This is a genomic window from Kitasatospora sp. NPDC058444, from assembly GCF_042721415.1.
Lineage (GTDB): Bacteria > Actinomycetota > Actinomycetes > Streptomycetales > Streptomycetaceae > Kitasatospora.
The window spans coordinates 53721-70768 of the sequence record NZ_JBHXLL010000017.1 but is presented as its reverse complement, the minus strand read 5'-3'; the positions used below and the strand labels follow the sequence as shown (position 1 = coordinate 70768).

Annotated in this window: 11 protein-coding genes; 7 read left to right on the top strand and 4 right to left on the bottom strand. The window is 75.2% G+C overall.

All coding sequences use genetic code 11. The annotated features are described in order from the left end of the window. Nucleotides 1-273: 273 nt before the first annotated feature. Nucleotides 274-927 (bottom strand): hypothetical protein, encoded by a 654-nt coding sequence (locus tag ACFWP2_RS19460; RefSeq protein ID WP_380452873.1) that lies wholly within the window; start codon nucleotides 925-927, stop codon nucleotides 274-276. Nucleotides 928-1291: 364 nt separating this feature from the next. On the opposite strand from ACFWP2_RS19460, the gene ACFWP2_RS19455 reads away from it, so the two are divergent. Together ACFWP2_RS19455 and ACFWP2_RS19450 are read left to right on the top strand one after the other, a co-directional pair. After that, nucleotides 1292-2014 (top strand): histone-like nucleoid-structuring protein Lsr2, encoded by a 723-nt coding sequence (locus ACFWP2_RS19455; RefSeq protein WP_380452871.1) that lies wholly within the window; start codon nucleotides 1292-1294, stop codon nucleotides 2012-2014. A 323-nt stretch (nucleotides 2015-2337) separates the two neighbouring features. Continuing rightward, nucleotides 2338-3501, top strand: coding sequence for an ATP-binding protein (locus ACFWP2_RS19450; protein WP_380452868.1), 1164 nt, complete (start codon nucleotides 2338-2340; stop codon nucleotides 3499-3501). Between the two features lie 63 nt (nucleotides 3502-3564). Here ACFWP2_RS19450 and ACFWP2_RS19445 read toward each other — a convergent pair whose 3' ends face one another. After that, a complete protein-coding gene (locus ACFWP2_RS19445) occupies nucleotides 3565-5202 on the bottom strand; it encodes an alkaline phosphatase D family protein (protein WP_380452866.1) in 1638 nt (545 codons plus the stop codon). Nucleotides 5203-5737: 535 nt separating this feature from the next. Here ACFWP2_RS19445 and ACFWP2_RS19440 point away from each other — a divergent pair. From ACFWP2_RS19440 to ACFWP2_RS19420, 5 genes are all read left to right on the top strand, one after another. Further along, the gene (locus ACFWP2_RS19440) at nucleotides 5738-6661 is read left to right on the top strand and encodes a LysR family transcriptional regulator (protein ID WP_380452864.1); all 924 of its coding nucleotides are present in this window, start codon (nucleotides 5738-5740) and stop codon (nucleotides 6659-6661) included. 285 nt (nucleotides 6662-6946) lie between these two features. Beyond that, complete coding sequence (locus ACFWP2_RS19435) at nucleotides 6947-7597, top strand: hypothetical protein (protein ID WP_380452862.1); 651 nt, start codon at nucleotides 6947-6949, stop codon at nucleotides 7595-7597. Between the two features lie 207 nt (nucleotides 7598-7804). Beyond that, the gene (locus ACFWP2_RS19430) at nucleotides 7805-8755 is read left to right on the top strand and encodes a hypothetical protein (protein WP_380452860.1); all 951 of its coding nucleotides are present in this window, start codon (nucleotides 7805-7807) and stop codon (nucleotides 8753-8755) included. Beyond that, nucleotides 8749-10242 (top strand): lanthionine synthetase C family protein, encoded by a 1494-nt coding sequence (locus ACFWP2_RS19425; protein ID WP_380452858.1) that lies wholly within the window; start codon nucleotides 8749-8751, stop codon nucleotides 10240-10242. Before ACFWP2_RS19430 ends, ACFWP2_RS19425 begins: the two co-directional genes overlap by 7 nt. Then, nucleotides 10239-13634, top strand: a complete 3396-nt coding sequence (locus tag ACFWP2_RS19420; protein ID WP_380452856.1) for a lantibiotic dehydratase — start codon at nucleotides 10239-10241, stop codon at nucleotides 13632-13634. The genes ACFWP2_RS19425 and ACFWP2_RS19420 overlap by 4 nt, the downstream gene beginning before the upstream one ends. A gap of 98 nt (nucleotides 13635-13732) precedes the next feature. Here ACFWP2_RS19420 and ACFWP2_RS19415 read toward each other — a convergent pair whose 3' ends face one another. Both ACFWP2_RS19415 and fusA read right to left on the bottom strand, forming a co-directional pair. After that, on the bottom strand, nucleotides 13733-14638 hold the full coding sequence (locus tag ACFWP2_RS19415) for a neutral zinc metallopeptidase (RefSeq protein ID WP_380452854.1): 906 nt from the start codon (nucleotides 14636-14638) through the stop codon (nucleotides 13733-13735). A 175-nt stretch (nucleotides 14639-14813) separates the two neighbouring features. Next, the gene (gene fusA / locus ACFWP2_RS19410; RefSeq protein WP_380452852.1) at nucleotides 14814-16910 is read right to left on the bottom strand and encodes an elongation factor G; all 2097 of its coding nucleotides are present in this window, start codon (nucleotides 16908-16910) and stop codon (nucleotides 14814-14816) included. Between the last annotated feature and the right edge of the window lie 138 nt (nucleotides 16911-17048).

The following is a 17048-nucleotide window of genomic DNA, read 5'->3' as shown; positions in this document are numbered from 1 at the left end:
CCCGGCGGTCACCGGCGCGTGATCGCGGGCCCGTACCGCCGCGGCAGCCGGGCGAGCAGGGCGCCGAAGAGCACCGGGAGCACCCCGGTCCGGTGCCGGCGCGGGGCTGTGAGAAGCCTTCCGGACAGGGCCGTGCCCGACCCGGCCGGCGCCCGGCGGAGTACGGAGTGCGAAGGCCGGCTCGCTCGCGGTGGGCGGCGACGCGCCGAGGCGTTCGGCCGGCTGCCCGGTGGTGCGGCTCGGCCCGCAGACCTGACTGCGGGGTCGCGGGATCTACGGGTTGACGGGGCCGAAGATCGTGGTCGGCTTGGTCTGCTGCGGGGTCTGCAGGCTCTGCAGGCACAGGACGTACCTGGTGCTGCCCCGCTTGTAGGTGAAGTAGCCGTCGGAGGCGGGGAAGGCGGTGCGGCACACGCTCTCGCCGTCGTCGGTGTCGTCCTTGCGGCCCACGACGCGGGCCTCGGCCTTCGGGTCCGAGCAGGGGACCACGTCGACGTCGGCGTTCCTGTCGACGAGGCCGGGCAGGGCGGTGGCGATCGGGTTGTTGTCGTGGATGCAGTCGCCGGCCTTGGCGAACTCGGGGTCGCGCTTGGCGACGAGGTAGATCACCGAGATCAGCAGCGCCGGGATGAGCAGGCCGACGATCGTGGGCCGCAGGTACACCGGCTTGCCGGGGTCCATCGGCGGGCGGGGCGCGCCGGGCAGCGGCTCGGCCAGCTTGTCGACCTTCAGGCGCTGCGGGACGTTGAGCAGCATGATGATCGGGTTGACGATCATCGAGGGGATGCCCCACCAGCCCTGCCAGAGGCTGTCGGAGGTCATCTCGCGGTGCGTGGCGATGCCGCAGCTGCGGCAGAACGGGCCCCGGCGCTTGAAGTACTTCAGGATGATGATGAGGCCCAGGTGCCCGCGGAAGGTCGCGTCCACGGCCGGGACGGATCCGCAGTGCCGGCAGGTGAGTTGCCCCTCGCCGTAGCCGGGCACGCCCGCGGCCGGGCCTGCGGCCGGGTCCGTGGCCGGGTCCGTGGCCGTGGCGTCGGAGACGGGCTCGGCAGGCTCGGCGGGCGCGGCACCGCCGGTGGGCAGCTCGGCAGACTGAGTGGAAATGGTGGATCCCCCGTGACGATCAGGATGATGTGCGTCGGGAAACCTACCGCCGCCGGGAAGCCGCGAGGAGCGAATTTCGTCGCCGGCCGACGGAAGGTCGCCGAACCGTGATCACAAACCGGTCGATCGATGCCGAAACTCCCGGGGGCGGGTCCTTGTCGGTGGCCGCGCGTACGGTCGTCCCATGGATGACCAGCGGGAATCGCACGGGACGGGTGACGTACGGCAGGCGTGGGGCCGGGTGACCGGGTGGCTCGGGCGGCACGACCCGGCGCTCTTCGCCGCCCTCGCCGGTGCGGGGAGCCCTCAGGCCGTCGACCGGGCCGAACGGCGCATGGGCCTGGCGCTGCCCCGGGAGCTGCGGCAGTGGCTCCTGGTGAACGGCGTCGACGCCGGCGTGCCGCCCGACATGCCCTCGTCCCTGGTGACGCGGGACTGCGCCGTGCCCCTGCCCGTCGGCCACATCCTGCTGGGCCTGACGGACATCCAGCGGGTCTACCACAGCCGGATGGGCCTGGAGGAGGCGGAGCCGTCCAAGGACCCCGACTGCCCGTTCTGGCGCCGCACTTGGGTGCCGATCGCCGCGGAGCGCGACGGCCTGTACGGGACGTTCCTGGACACGGCCACCGGGGCGGTCGGAACGTGGGCGGAGGCATCCTGCCCCGAGGAGGGCGTGTACGCCTCGCTGGCCGCCTTCTTCCACGCCGCGGCGGACGGACTCGAAGGAGCGCCCTCGCGGGACCGCCGGGGCCCCGCCCGGCCCGCCGCCTCCCGCGAAGCCGACCGGCTCCCCCGCCCGCAGGACGAGCCGATCCGCGTCTGGGCCCGCGCCCACGGCATCCTCGTCGACGACCGCGGACGCATCCCCTCGTCCGTCCGCGAGGCCTACGAGGTGTCCCAGAGGTGACCGGCCCCGCCGCCTGCCTCATGGCGGCGGGGCCGGGGCATCCGCGGCGGAACGGGGCCGTGGCACCGTCGGGCGTGGCACCCGGCGGCGCACGAAAAATTGGCGAATCGACACCCCTGGGCGGCACCCGAAACGGCCTCGTGCGCGGCCTCCGCGGCGCCGTGGCCGCGGTGCGGCGGCAGTCCCGGACCCGTGTGGCGGCGACCTTCCGGCGGGCGCTCTCGCGGCCGTCCACACCTTCGGAGCAGATGCTCTGACCTGGCGTTATTCCGAAATTCGCCTAGGCTGTGGAGTTCTGCCGCGCCACCTTCGGAGGGGACACCGTGTGCCAGGAATCCACCGGTTACGACAACATCCACATCCAGGTGCTCGAGGGGTGGGAAGCCGTTCGCAAGCGGCCCGGGATGTACGTCGGATCGACTGGTGAACTCGGCCTGCACCAGATGGTGTTCGAGGTCGCCGACCGGGCGGTGAGGGAGGTCCTGGCGGGCCGGGCCGGCCGCGTCGAGATCACGCTCACGTCCGACGGTGGGGTGCGCGTCGCCGACGACGGGCCGGGCGTTCCCGTCCACGGAGAGGGGGACGCCGGCGATCCCGGCCTCGAAGCCCTGCTGACCCGCATGCACGCCGGAGCGGGGCTCGCCGGCGGCCGCCACGGCGTGGCGCTGGGCTACTGCGGCGTCGGGCCCACCGTCACCAACGCCCTGTCGAGCCGGCTGACGGCCGGGGTGCGGCGCGAAGGGGTCCGCTGGGAGCAGGAGTACGCGCGCGGTGTCGCGGTCACCCCGCTCACCGAGGCGGGCCCGGCAACCGGCAGCGGGACCGTCATCACCTTCTGGCCGGACGCCGAGATCTTCGGGGCGGCGCAGTGCTCGTTCGACGAACTGGCGGATCGCTTCAGGGAACTGGCCTTGCTGAACCGGGACTTGGATATCTCGCTGACCGACGGGCGCGGCCCGGCCGAGCCGCGGTCGGTCCGGCTGCGCTTCCCCGGCGGGGCACGGGACTTCGTCGCCTTCCTCGACGAGCGGGACGCGGCCCCCGCCACCACGGACACCGTCGGCTTCGAGCGGGAGGAATCGCGGATGGGGGGCACGGTGGAAGCGGCCTGGCGGTGGCGTGACTCCTCCGAGGAGCGGATCCGCAGCTTCGCCAACGGCCGGCCCACGCCGCGCGGCGGCACCCACGAGGCGGGCTTCCGTGACGGGGTGACGGCCGCGGTCGACGCGTACGCGCGCAAGAAGCGGCTGCTGCCGGCCGCGCCGGAGACCGGCCTGACCGCCGAGCAGGTCTGCGCGGGCCTGACGGCGGTCGTGTCGGTGAAGCTCGACGCTCCCGAGTTCCACGGCTCCATCCGCGACGTGCTCGGCGGCGACACCGTGCGCGCCTGCGTCGCGCGGGCCGTGCGGGAGCACCTGGGTGCCTGGCTGGAGCAGCACCCGGAGCAGGCCGCGGCCCTCGTCGGCCGCCTCCTGCGCGGCGCCTGAGCGCCCGGCCCCGCCGCCTGCCTCATGGCGGCGGGGCCGGGGCCGTTCGGCGCGGTGCGGGCGTCAGGCGGGGCGGATGCCCGGGTTGCCGGCCTCGGTGGTGAAGGAGGCGGCGGTGGACAGGGTGCCGCCGGGGCGGGTGATGTGGGAGACGACGCGGTAGTCGGCGCGGGCGCAGTGGCGGTCCAGGGTGAGGACGGTGTAGCCGCGGCGTCCGTCGTAGAACTTCATGTGCGGGTTGGCCGACATGAGGTTGGTCCAGTTGGAGGGCTTCTCCTCGCCGTCGCCGTCGCTGCTGATCGAGGTGCCGACGAACTCCACGCCCACGGTACGGGAGTCGGGGTCGTCGAAGTTGCGCTTGACGTCCAGGGCGTAGGCCACGTGCACGTCGCCGGTGAGCAGCACGAGGTTCTCGACGCCGGACTTGTCGACGGCCTGCAGGAAGCGCTCGCGGGCGGCCGGGTAGCCGTCCCAGGCGTCCATGGAGAGCTTGGAGCGCTCGGCGGTGGTGTTCTTGCGGCGGGAGAAGACGACCTGCTGGGGCACGACGTTCCAGGTGGCCTTGGAGTTGCGCAGGCCTTCGGCGAACCAGCGTTCCTGGGTGGCGCCCATCAGGGTGCGCTTGGGGTCGTCGGACTCGGGGGTGGGGTACTGCCAGCCGTCGCCGTTGGCCTGGTCGTCGCGGTACTGGCGGGTGTCGAGGATGTCGAACTGGGCGAGGCGGCCGAAGTGGACGCGCCGGTAGAGGGTGAGTTCGGTGCCGCGCGGCTGGGGCATGCGCAGCGGCTGGTTCTCCCAGTAGGCGCGGTAGGCGGCGGCGCGGCGGGCGACGAAGGGGGCGGGGTCCTGGTTCTTCTCCGGGATGCCGGCGGCGTAGTTGTTCTCCACCTCGTGGTCGTCCCAGGTGACGTACCAGGGGTGGGCGGCGTGCGCGGCCTGGAGGTCGGGGTCGTTCTTGTAGAGGGAGTAGCGCAGCCGGTAGTCCTCGAGGGTGGTGGTCTCGTGGTTGAAGTGGGCGGCGAGGGTGCGGTCGGTGTACTTGCGGTCGCCGCCGGCGGAGTCGATGCCGTATTCGTAGATGTAGTCGCCGACGTGGAAGACGGCGTCCAGGTCCTCGCTCGCGAGGTGGCGGTAGGCGGTGAAGTAGCCGTCCTCGTAGGCCTGGCAGGAGACGAAGGCGATGCGGGCGCTGTCGAGCTTCTTGCCGCGCGGCGGGGCGGTGCGGGTGCGTCCGACGGGGCTGGACCAGGGGCCGACGGTGAAGCGGTACCAGTACTCGCGGCCGGCGTCGAGGCCGTCGACGTCCACGTGGACGGCGTAGTTGAACTCGGCGTGGGCGCGGGCGGTGCCGCGGCGCTCGACGCGGCGGAACCTCTCGTCGCGGGCGATCTCCCAGGCGACCTTGACCGAGCCGGTGGGCGGCAGGCCGGCGCCGGGTTCCAGCGGGCGCGGGGCCAGCCGGGTCCACAGCACGACGGCCTCGGAGGTGGCGTCGCCGGAGGCCACGCCGAGGGTGAAGGGGTTGTCGCCGATGGCGCGCGGGGCGATCTCGTTGTCGGCGGCGCTGGCGGTGGGCAGGTTGACGCTGAAGGCGAGCGCGGCGGCGGCCGAGGTGACGGTCAGGAAGCGGCGCCGGTCCAGGCGGGCGGCGGCCTCGCGCAGCATCCGGTCGGGCGTGGGGTGGTCGGCGGGGCGGGTCATGGGGGGCGGTGGCCTTTCGCAGCTCGGAGGTGTGCGAAGGGAATTGGAGTGGACCGCCTCGTACTGCGGGGGTCGGGATCACGGCAGCAGAGTGATCATCTGATGGGAGACCGGTGAAGGTCCGGCACTTCGCCCCGAAGCGGACGGAGCATCACATTCCGGTTGCGGCTGCCGTGGTTCACCGGGTCCGGTCCGGCCCCCGCCGCGCACCCGAGGGCCCCGGAACCCGCCCGCAGGCCCCGCGACTGCGGCCGGCACCATGGGCAGGTCAAGTCCCGCACGCGCGGTGCGGGGCCGGGCGCGGCGCGCGGGGCCGGGCGGCGGGCCCGGTCCGCTCCCCCGTGGCGGACCGGGCCGCGGGCTCCGGTGGGGTCCGGTCGGCGGCGACGGCCGTGGGGCGTCCTTCCTCGGCGCCGGTGCCGGACCGCCCCGTTCGCCGGTGCGCGCCCACCCCGTGAGGCTATGACCGTCCGGCTATCCTGTCTAAGATCAATATCGCTATGGCGTTATGACGTTCGGGGCATGGGAGCCGGGGTTGGACCTGAACTCGCTCGCGCAGTTCCTGGCGGTGGCGCGACTGGAGCACCTGAGCCGGGCGGCGGAGGAACTGCGCGTCGCCCAGCCGTCGTTGAGCCGCTCCATCGCCCGGCTGGAGGCGGAGCTGGGCACCCCGCTGTTCGAGCGGGGCGGGCGGCTGCGGCTGAACGCGGCCGGGCACCTGTTCCGCGGCTACGTGGAGCGTTCGCTCGGCGAACTGGCGGCGGGCCGGCGGGCGGTGGCGCAGGCCGCCGGGCAGGGCTTCGGCACGGTGCGGCTGGCCTCGGAGACGTTCCTGGCCTTCAGCGGGCCGCTGGCCGCGTTCAAGGGGGCCCACCCCGGCGTGGAGATCGAGCTGCACCAGCTGTCCGCCGAGGAGACGGCCCGACGGCTGCGGGCCCAGGACGTCGACCTCGCCGTCGTCTCCCAGCCGGTGGCCGCCGAGGGCCTGGAGTCGCTCCTGCTGCTGGACGAGGCGGTGGGCCTGGCCCTCGCGCCCGGCCACCCGCTGGCCGGACGCGACGCGGTCGGCATCGACGAGATCGCCGGGCAGCCGTTCATCGCCGCCCGCCCCGGGCACTGGCAGCGCCGCCTGCTGGAGCGGCTGTTCGCCGCCCGCGGCCTGGTGCCGAGGATCGTCTGCGAGTGCGACGAGGTCGGTGCCATCGCGGAGCTGATCAGCGCGGGCCTGGGCATCGGCCTGGTGCCCGACGTCGCCCGGCGCACCGCCACCCGCCTGCCGCTGGTCTGGATCACCGTCGACGCCCCCGACTGCCGGCGCGCCCTGACCCTCCTGTGGGGCACGGGCGAGCGCCTGCCCGCCGCCGCCCGCCTGCTGCGCGACGCCGTCGCCGGCTGGGACTGGGCCGGCGGCGGAGCCGGGGACGAGGGAGGGGCCGGGGTCGGGGGCGGGCCGGCCTGAGGCCCCTTCCCTCCCCCCTCGGTCCCGGACCGTGCGGGTCCGGGCGAGCGGGCCCACAATGGGAGGAGAGACAGTACCGAGAGTGACGCAGAGTTAACACAGCCTGCGCGGCTTCCCCGCGCCGGGGCCGTAGTCCCGTGAACCTCGGCATGCCACAACCGCTGACAGGCCGACGGCACGGCGCGGTCGCGGCTTCCCGGGGTTTCGCACACTCTGCGCAATCGTCGCCGCCGTGGAGGCAGAGGAGGCAGAAGAGGAACTGCACCAGTAGCACCCGAGGTTGACATGGCCGGCAAGAACACCGAACCCGGTGAACCGAACGGCATCGGCGATCGCCCGCAGGACGACTTCGTAACGAGGAGCCTGGCCAGCCCGTCGGAGCGGCCGGCCAGAGCACTGACGCTCAGCGGACTGCTGGGCGACAGCGACCGCGCCGGATACCGGCGCCTGTACTTCAACAAACAACTGGACTACTACGCCGAGTTCGCCTCCGCGGACGTGCTGTCGGTGGAGACCGTCGGCGGCGACCAGCCGCCGTTCGTCGGACTCGACGCCACGAAGGTCACCCTGCGTCGCGACGCGACGGTGCACTTCACCCGGGTCGAGTCGGCCACCCCCGTGGACGACTTCGACCTCGACCTCCGACTGGGGCAGTCGGGGCCGACGGCGACGACGCAGCCCCTGGGGCCGGGTACCACGCCGCCGCGGACCTGGACGCCCTTCAACACCTGCGGCAGCTGCGACACCTGCTTCGGCTGTCCGCCGGTTCTCAAGACCGCCGGCAGGCCGCACACGTGTCGGTGCGTCGGGGAGACGGTGGACATCACCGGTTGCGAAGCCACGTGCCAGACCTGCCCCGGCCAAACCTGTGCCACCTGCGTCACCCGCGATCCTCAGGTGTTCACCTGCGGGCCGGACCCGCAGTGCACGGTATGAGGACATCCGGAACGACGCCGTCGGCCGCGGCGGTCACCGCCGGCGCCACGAGCGGGCCCGGGCGCCCTGGGCCGCCCAAAGCCGTGCCGGCACGGGCGATCCGGGCGACAATGGGCAGGGGGCATGGGGCAGAGACGAGAGTGACGCAAAGTCAACAAGCCGACGCGGAAGCAGACAGGAACCGCACCAGTAGCACCCGAGGTTGACATGGCCGGCAAGAACACCGAACCCGGTGAACCGAACGGCATCGGCGATCGCCCGCAGGACGACTTCGTAACGAGGAACCTGGCCAGCCCGTCGGAGCGGCCGGCCAGAGCACTGACGCTCAGCGGACTGCTGGGCGACAGCGACCGCGCCGGATACCGGCGCCTGTACTTCAACAAACAACTGGACTACTACGCCGAGTTCGCCTCCGCGGACGTGCTGTCGGTGGAGACCGTCGGCGGCGACCAGCCGCCGTTCGTCGGACTCGACGCCACGAAGGTCACCCTGCGTCGCGACGCGACGGTGCACTTCACCCGGGTCGAGTCGGCCACCCCCGTGGACGACTTCGACCTCGACCTGCGGCTGGGGCAACCGCAGGGCCCGGGCGCGGTGCCGCAGACCGTCGGGCCGCAGACCGTCGGGCCGCTGACCATCGGGCCGGACACCCTGCCGACACGGACCGCGGGCGCCGGCGGCTGCATCGCCGTCACCGACTTCGGCTGCGCCACCGACTTCGACTGCCCGACGGTGTTCAACACCGGCTGCCGGCCGCAGACCTGCCAGTGCACCGAGGACACGGCGTGCGTCACCCGCTTCCCCGCCACGTGCCGGACCTGCGACACCTGCGGTGAGAACACCTGCGACACCTGCCGTGAGAGCACCTGCCTGACCTGCGCCGCCTGCCGCACCCAGGTCACCTGCGACACGTGCGTCACCTGCGGCGAAGGCTGCGCCACCCGGATCACCTGCGACGCCATCTGCGCCACCGCGACCCGGATCACCTGCGACGCCGTCTGCGCCACCGCAACCCGGATCACCTGCGACGCCATCTGCGCCACCGCGACCCGGATCACCTGCGCCTGTCCCGGCGCCCACGTCACGGGCGTCGTGTGCCGCACCCGCGACACCTGCAACCCGCACGTGTTCACCTGCGGACCGGACCCGCAATGCTGATGGGGACGGGAACGCCGGCCCCCGGCGCCACGCCGCCGGCCGTACGGGACCGCGGCGCCTGGGCGCCGCGGCTGGGGCCGGCGGACGGGGCCCGCGCGCTCGAAGCCGCCCGGCTGATCGCGCGGCGGGTCACCAGCCCCCCGCGGGTACGGGCGGCGCTCGAACTCGCCGCCCGGCAGACCGCGTTCCCCGGGTCGGTGCACTGGGACCCGGTGTCGCTGGCCCAGGGGGACACCGGCCAGGCGCTGCTCTGCGCCCAGCTGCACCGCTGCTTCCCCGCCGAGGGCTGGGACCGCACCGGGCACGCCCACCTCGCCCGCGCGGCGGCCGCGCTGGAGCGGCGCGGCGGCGCCCCGCCGGGCGTGTTCGGCGGGCTGAGCGGGGTCGCGTTCTGCGCGGCGGTGCTGGGCGAGGGCCGCAACTACCGGCGCCTGCGCCAGGTCCTCGACGGCCGGATCGCGGCGGCGAGCCTGTCCGGGGCGGCGGCACTGCGCGGACGCGACGGCGTGCCGGTGTCCTCCTTCGACCTCATCTCGGGCCTCAGCGGCGTCGCCACCCACCTGCTGCCCGCCGGTGCGCAGCGGCCCGCCCATCCGGCGCTCGCGCCGGTGCTGCGCGCCCTCACCGGCCTCGCCCTCGCCGACGCCACTCCCGCCGAGGCCACGGCGGGCCACCTCACCCCGGACGACCTCACCCCGGACCACCTCACCCCGGGTGACGGCGCCGGGGGTGACGTCACCCCGGGTGACGGGCGGCCGCCGCCCGCCTGGCACACCCCCGCGGCCCTGCTCCACGACCCGGAGCAGGCCCGCGCCTATCCGTTCGGCAACCTCAACTGCGGTCTGGCGCACGGCATCCCCGGCCCGCTGGCGGTGATGGCCGTGGCCGCCCGCGCCGGGGTCGAGGCCGAGGGCCTGCGGGCGGCCGTCCGCGAGCTGGCCCGCTGGCTGCTGGCCCACCGGGCGGACGACGCGGCCGGGCCGAACTGGCCCGACGCCGTCCCGCTGGTCGACGGCGGCCGCGGCCTGCGCGCGGGCCGCGCCCGGCACCCCACCCGCAGCGCCTGGTGCTACGGCAGCCCGGGGATCGCCAGGGCGCTGTGGCTGGCGGGCAGCGCGCTCGGCGACGACGGCCTGTGCGACACGGCGGTGCGGGCGATGGAGGCCGTCTACCGCCGGCCCGTGCGCGAGCGCCGCATCGACTCCCCCACCTTCTGCCACGGCGTCGCCGGGCTCCTCCAGGTGACGCTGCGCTTCGCCGAGGACACCGCGCTGCCGGTGTTCACCGAGGCCGCCGCCGACCTCACCGGGCAGATCCTCGCCCACGTCGACCCGGCCCGGCCGATGGGGATCGCGGCGGTGGAGCCGACGGGCAACCTCGTCGACCAGCCCGGCTTCCTGGACGGGGCGGCCGGGGTCGCCCTCGTCCTGCTCGCGGCCGCGACCGACCGGGAGCCGGTGTGGGACCGCGCCGTGGCCCTGTCATGACACCGGACCCCACCCCGGCCCCTGCCCCTGCCACGGACGCGACCCCCGCCCCCACCCACGCCCCTGCCGAGCCGGGCCCACCGCACGGCCGTCCCGCCGCGCCCCGCGCCCGCCACCGCACCCGCCCCCCGCTCTACGAACCGGCCCCCTGGCTGATCGTCCGCACCCCCCTGCTGCCGGTCCGCGGCCCGGGTGCCGCCCCCGCCGCGAACCCCCGCGACAGCCTCGCCGATCCGCGCGTGCGCCGGGCCCTGGCCATCGCCAGCCCCGACCTGCTCGATGCACTGCAGCGCCCCGGCGCCGGCCCCCGCGACGCGGCCCGGGCCGAACTGAAGCTGGCCCGTTACCTGATCCGGATGAGCACCCGGCCCACCCCCTACGGCGCGTTCGCCGCCGTGTCCCTCGCCCGCTGGGGCGAGCGCACCACACTGCGCGTGCGCGAGGACGCCGACCGCATCCGCACCCGCCCCGACATGGGCTGGCTGACCGACCTGTGCCTGGCCCTGGACCACGACCCCGCCGCCCGCGCCGACAGCCTCTGGAGCGCCGGCGCCCGCACCGTCGAACGCCACGGCCGCCTCGCCACGGCCGACGGCGGCCCCGCGCAGGACACCGGCTCGGTCCGCCTGACCGCCGCCGTGCGCGAGGCACTGCGCGCCGCCCGCCGCCCCGTGCCGTACGCCCGGCTGCGCCGGCACCTGCTGGAGCACACCGCCGGCAGCCCCGAGCAGATCGACCGGCTGCTCACCGGCCTGTGGCAGCAGCGCCTGCTGGTCACCGACCTGCGCGCCGCGCTCACCACCGCCGACCCGGCCGAGGAGCTGCGCCGCCGCCTCGCCGAGCGCCCCTCCTGTGCCCGCACGGCCGCTCAGCTCGCCGAACTCCTCGCCGAAATGGCCGAGTTCGACCGCGCCCCCGCCGACCAGGCACCGCGGCGCACCGGCGGCCTCACACGACGCGCCACGGCCGTCCACCCCGTCACCGGACCGGCGTTCCAGAGCGACATGGCGCGGCCCGTGGACGGCGACCGGCTCGCCGCCGGCGTCGGCGAGGCCTGCGCCCAGGCCGCCGAGCTGCTCCTGCGCCTGTCGCCGCAGCCGCTCGGCTCCCCCGACCTGGCGGCCCACCGCGGCGCGTTCACCCAGCGCTACGGCCACGACCGGGAGGTGCCCCTGCTGGAGCTGCTGGACGAACGGAGCGGGATCGGCCCGCTCGGGCACACCCACGGCGCCGGCGTGACGCTGCGGCCCGAGGTGGCCGCCCGGCGCGCGAACACGCTCACCGAGCTCGCCCTCGGCGCCCTGCGGGACCACGAACGCGTCGTCGAACTGACCGACTCCCTGCTCGCGGACCTCCAGACCGTGGAGTCCGGGACCGCTTTCGCACCGCTGTCCCTGGAACTGTCCGCCTTCGTCGCCGCCGCTGGCCCCGAAGCCGTCGACCGCGGGGACTTCCTGCTGGTCGTCGGCCCCAACCTGGGCGCCAGCAGCGCCGGCCGCTCGCTGGGACGCTTCGCCGGCCTCCTCGCACCGCAGGGTCCGGACGCCCTGCGCGGCCTGGGCGAGGCCGAGTGCCGGGCCCGCCCCGAGGCCGGAGTGCCCGCCGAGGTCGTCTACCTCCCCTCAGACCCGCGGATGGCCAACGTCCTCGTGCGCCCGGCCGTCCACGAGCACGAGATCGTCCTCGACGTCCCCGCCGGAGTGCCCCCCGAACAGGTCGTCCCGCTCGACGACATCCTGGTCGGCGTCCGCCACGACCGCTACCGGCTGCGCTCGCGGCGCCTGGACACCGTGCTGCGCCCCACCGCGCGCCACATGCTCAACACCCATCAGGCGCCCGCCGTCTGCCGCTTCCTCGACGAAGCCGCCCGGGACGGCTCACCCGAGTTCACGGCCTTCGACTGGGGCCCGGCGGCCGGCTTCCCGTTCCTGCCCCGCGTGCAGTACGGCCGCATCGTGCTCTGCCCCGCCCGGTGGCTGCTGCGCCCGCCCGCCGACGGCACCGGGGACCGGGACCGGACGGACGACGCCCGGGCCTTCGCCGCCCACGTCACCGCCTGGCGCACCGCGTGGTCGGCCCCCGCGCGCCTCTACCTGAGCATGGCCGACAACCGGCTGCTGCTCGACCTCGACGACCCCGCCCAGCTCGAACAGCTGCGCGCCGAGGCCCGGCGCGGCCGGGGCGCGCCGCTCCTGCTCCAGGAGGCGCTGCCCGACACCGGCGCCGCGTGGCTGCCCGGCACCGGCGGCGTCTTCATGAGCGAACTCGTGGCCCCCCTCGTCCTGCGCCCGCGACCGGCACCCCCGCAGCCGACGCCAGCGGCGGCGGCGCCACGGAAAGCCACGCCGCCGACGACCCCGACGCCACCCCCCGCGCCCGCGGCACCCGCACCGACCGCGCCGGCGCTCGCGCACAGCAACGGACGCCCCGTCCCGGTGCGGGACCGGCTGCGCCTGCCGGGCAGCGACTGGCTGTTCGCCAAGTTCTACTGCGACCGCGACCAGGAGGACGCCCTGCTGGCCGGCCCACTGCGGCACCTGTGCGAGATGGCCGAGGTCTCCGGGCTCGCGCAGCAGTGGTTCTTCATCCGCTACGCGGACCCCGACCCGCACCTGCGGCTGCGCTGGAAGGGCGACCACGAGGCGCTGACCCGCCACCTGCTCCCGGAGGTCGCCCGGCTCACCGCCCAGCTCACCGACGAGGGCCTGGTCTCACGGCTGGTGATCGACACCTACGAGCGCGAACTCGAACGGTACGGCGGATCGGAGGGGACCGACGCCAGCGAGCAGGCCTTCTGCGCCGACAGCCGGGCGGTGATGCGGCTGCTCGCCGAGACCGGGCCGACCCGCACCCCACCCGCCCCGGACACCCCGGGCACCCCCGACGCCCCGGACACGCCTGGCACGCCGGACACGCCGGACACGCCCGTCGACGGCGACCTCGCCGAACTGGCCGCCGTGAGCACCGACGACCTGCTCGCCGGGCTCGGCCTCACCACCGAGGACCGCCTGCGCTGGTACACCGACCAGGCCGAGCCGTTCCAGGGCGCAGCCCGCCGTCAGGCCGGCGAGGACTACCGCGTGCGCCAGCGGCGCCTGCGGGCCCTGCTCGGCACGCCGCGGGGGCCGGACCTGCTGGGCGGCGCGGTGCGGGAGATCCTGGCGCAGCGCCGCGGCGCGCTCGCGCCGGTGGTCGAGCGGCTGTCCGAACTGGAGGCCGCCGGGCGGCTCGGCACGGACCGCGCCCGGCTGCTCGGCAGTTACGTCCACCTCCACTGCAACCGGCTGCTGGCCGGGCAGCGCCCGTCGGAGGGATGGCTGCTCCAGATGCTCCAGCGCACGCGCAAGGGCCTGAGCGTGGGGCCGGCCCGCCGGGCGGGCGGGGGCTCCTGACGCCCGGTCGCCCGGGGGCGGCCGACCCGCCGGGGCCGGCCGGGATGCCGGGGGCGGCCGGGTCGCCGGGCTGCCCGGTCGCCCGGCCTGGGCGCCCGTTACAGCCTGGCCGCCGAGAAGGTGTCGCACTGGGCGAGGTCGCCGCTGCGGTAGCCGGTGGTGAACCAGGCCTTGCGCTGCTCGGCGGAGCCGTGCGTCCAGGCCTCCGGGTTGATCCGCCCGGTGGCCTGCTGCTGGATCCGGTCGTCGCCGACCGCCGCGGCCGCGTCCAGGCCCTGGGCGATGTCCTGGTCGGTGAGCGAGGCGATCAGCGGACGGCCGGTGGAGGGCTGCGGGGTGGTGGTCGCGTGGTGCGCCCACACCCCGGCGTAGCAGTCGGCCTGCAGTTCCAGGCGCACCGAGCCGCTGGTGGCGCCCTGGCGGTCGGCGCCGACCTTCTGCATGGCGCCGGTGAGGTTCTGGATGTGGTGGCCGTACTCGTGGGCGACGACGTAGGACTCGGCGAACGGGCCGCCCTTGGCGCCGAAGCGGGCGGACAGCTCGTTGAAGAAGCCCAGGTCGACGTAGGCCTTCTTGTCGCCGGGGCAGTAGAACGGGCCCACCGCCGAGGTCGCCGCGCCGCAGGCGGTGGAGACCTGGCCGGTGAACAGCACCGTCTCGGCGTTCTTGTACGGGACCTTGGCGGCGCGCGGCAGCTCGGTGCGCCAGAACTCCTGGAGGCTGTTGGTGACGGCCACGATCCGGCAGTCCTGGCGCTTGTTGGCGTCCGCCCCGGTCTTGCAGGCCTGCTGCGCCTCGCCGGCGGTGCGCACGCCGGTGGAGCCGGAGGAGGAGCCGGAGGAGGAGGACAGGCCCAGCAGCTGCGGGTCGACGCCGAGGACGACCGCGAACAGCACGGCGATCAGGCCCACGGCCCCGCCGCCGATGGCGACCTTCCCGCCGGGGATGCCGCGCCGGTCGTCCACCTGCGAGGTGTCGAGGTCGCCCTGGTCGTCGAACTGCATGTGCCCCTGCCCGCCCGTTTCCGTCGTGTTCCGCCCTACTGGTGACGGTCTGTACCGTCGATGGCCCGGCCCAGCCTACGGGCCCCGTCCCGGCCCGCACCGCAGCGGGGGCCGCGGCGGGCGGGCGGGCGCCGCCCGGTCCTCCCCTCGCCGGGAGGGCCGGGCGGGTGCGGCTTCAGCCGGCCGGCGCGGGGGCGGGGGCGTAGCCGGCCGGGCGGGTGGTGAAGGTGCCGCGGCCCTGGGTGCGGCCGCGCAGGCGGCTCGCGTAGCCGAACAGTTCGGCCAGCGGTACGAGTGCGCTCACCTGGGCGGTGGCGCCGTGGCCGGGTTCGGTGGAGCGGACGTGGCCGCGGCGGGCGGCGAGGTCGCCGAGGACGGCGCCCAGGGCGTCCTCGGGCGCGGTGACGCTCACCTCGGCGAGCGGTTCCAGCAGGTGCATCCGCGAGGCGCGCAGGGCCTCGCGCACGCCGAGGCGGGCGGCGGTGCGGAAGGCGAGTTCGGAGGAGTCCTTGGGGTGGGTGGCCCCGTCGGTGAGGGTGACGGCGACGCCGGTGACCGGGTGTCCGCCGAGCGGGCCCTCGGCGAGGGCGTCGCGGCAGCCGGCCTCGACGGCCTGCACGTACTCGCGCGGCACGCGTCCGCCGGTGACGGTGGAGGTGAACGCGAACTCCTCCTCGGTGCCCGCCGGCAGGGGGTGGACGTCGAGGACGAGGTGGGCGAACTGGCCTGCGCCGCCGTCCTGTTTGGCGTGCCGGTAGGTGAAGGCGGTGACGCCCTCGACGAGGGCCTCGCGCAGGGCGACGCGCGGGCGGCCGACCGTCGCCTCGACGCCGCTGTCGCGCCGGATCTTCTCCACCGCGACTTCCAGGTGCAGTTCGCCCAGGCCGGACAGGGTGCGCTGGCCGGTCTCGGGGTCGGTGGCCACGCGCAGCGAGGGGTCCTCCTCGGCGAGGCGGGCGAGGGCGGTGGCGAGTTTGTCGGTGTCGGCGGCGCGGCGGGCCTCGACGGCGACGGTGACGACCGCGTCGGTGCTCACGGGTGCCTCCAGGACGATGGGGTGGTCGGTGTCGCACAGGGTGGCGCCGACGCGGGTGTGCTTGGGGCCGACGACGGCGACGATGTCGCCGGCGCGGGCGGTGTCGGTCTCGGTGTGGCGGTCGGCCAGGACGGTGAGGATGCGGGCGACGCGTTCGCGGCGTCCGGTGGTGGTGTCGAGCACGGTGTCCCCCTTGTGCAGGGTGCCGGCGTACAGGCGCAGGTGGGTCAGGCGCCCGGTGGGGGCGGCCGTGACCTTGAACGCCAGTGCGGTCAGGGGCTGTTCGGGGTCGGCCTCGCGCTGCTGGGTGCGGTCGGCGCAGCGGGTGGGCGGGACGTCGAGCGGGGAGGGCAGGTAGGCGACGGCGGCGTCCAGGAGGGGTTCGACGCCGCGGTTGCGGTAGGCGGAGCCGCACAGCACCACGACGGCCTCGCCGGTGCGGGTGAGGTCGCGCAGGGCGGTGGTGAGGGTGTCGGCGCCGAGGGTGGCGCGGGCGCAGAACTCCTCCAGGGCGTCGGGGTGCAGTTCGGCCACCGCCTCCTCCAGGGCGCGGCGGCGCTGGGCCGCGGCGGCTTCGAGGTGGGCGGGGACCGGGCCTTCGTGCCGGGTGCCGTCGTCGCTCCAGGTGAGGGCCCGCAGGCGGACGAGGTCGACGACGCCGGTGAACGACTCCTCGGTGCCGATGGGCAGTTGGACGGCCAGGGGGTGCGGGTGCAGGCGTTCGCGGATGGCGGCGACGGCGGCGTCCAGGTCGGCGCCGGCGCGGTCGAGCTTGTTGACGAAGGCGATGCGCGGCACGCCGTGGCGTTCGGCCTGGCGCCACACCGACTCGCTCTGCGGCTCGACGCCGGCGACCGCGTCGAACACCGCCACCGCGCCGTCGAGCACGCGCAGGGAGCGTTCGACCTCGTCGGCGAAGTCGACGTGGCCGGGGGTGTCGATCAGGTTGATCCGGTGTCCGGCCCAGGCGCAGCTGACGGCGGCGGCGAAGATGGTGATGCCGCGGGCGCGTTCCTGGGGGTCGAAGTCGGTGACGGTGGTGCCGTCGTGGACCTCGCCGCGCTTGTGGGTGGTGCCGGTGAGGTAGAGGATCCGCTCGGTGACGGTGGTCTTTCCGGCGTCGACGTGGGCGAGGATGCCGAGGTTGCGGACGGCGGCGATCGCGGTGGTGCTGTTCGCGGCGGTGGCGGCGTTCGCGGTGGCGGCGGTGTTCGCGGTGGTGGTGTGGGTGCGCATGGCCCGGGTGCCTTTCGAGGCGGTTCGGCTCTGGGGTGGGCGCGCGATCGTGCAGTGCTGCCGACGGTCCGTCGGACCGGGTGCCGTGGAAGGCCGTGGTGCGGGGCGCAGCGGGGCGCCGGTGGGGTCAGACGGTGG

Coding starts and splice junctions, on each gene's coding strand:
- ACFWP2_RS19435 (WP_380452862.1), top strand. CDS start 6,947: ATGGCCGGCAAGAACACCGAACCCGGTGAACCGAACGGCATCGGCGAT.
- ACFWP2_RS19430 (WP_380452860.1), top strand. CDS start 7,805: ATGGCCGGCAAGAACACCGAACCCGGTGAACCGAACGGCATCGGCGAT.
- ACFWP2_RS19455 (WP_380452871.1), top strand. CDS start 1,292: ATGGATGACCAGCGGGAATCGCACGGGACGGGTGACGTACGGCAGGCG.
- ACFWP2_RS19445 (WP_380452866.1), bottom strand. CDS start 5,202: ATGACCCGCCCCGCCGACCACCCCACGCCCGACCGGATGCTGCGCGAG.
- ACFWP2_RS19415 (WP_380452854.1), bottom strand. CDS start 14,638: ATGCAGTTCGACGACCAGGGCGACCTCGACACCTCGCAGGTGGACGAC.
- ACFWP2_RS19425 (WP_380452858.1), top strand. CDS start 8,749: ATGCTGATGGGGACGGGAACGCCGGCCCCCGGCGCCACGCCGCCGGCC.
- ACFWP2_RS19420 (WP_380452856.1), top strand. CDS start 10,239: ATGACACCGGACCCCACCCCGGCCCCTGCCCCTGCCACGGACGCGACC.
- fusA (WP_380452852.1), bottom strand. CDS start 16,910: ATGCGCACCCACACCACCACCGCGAACACCGCCGCCACCGCGAACGCC.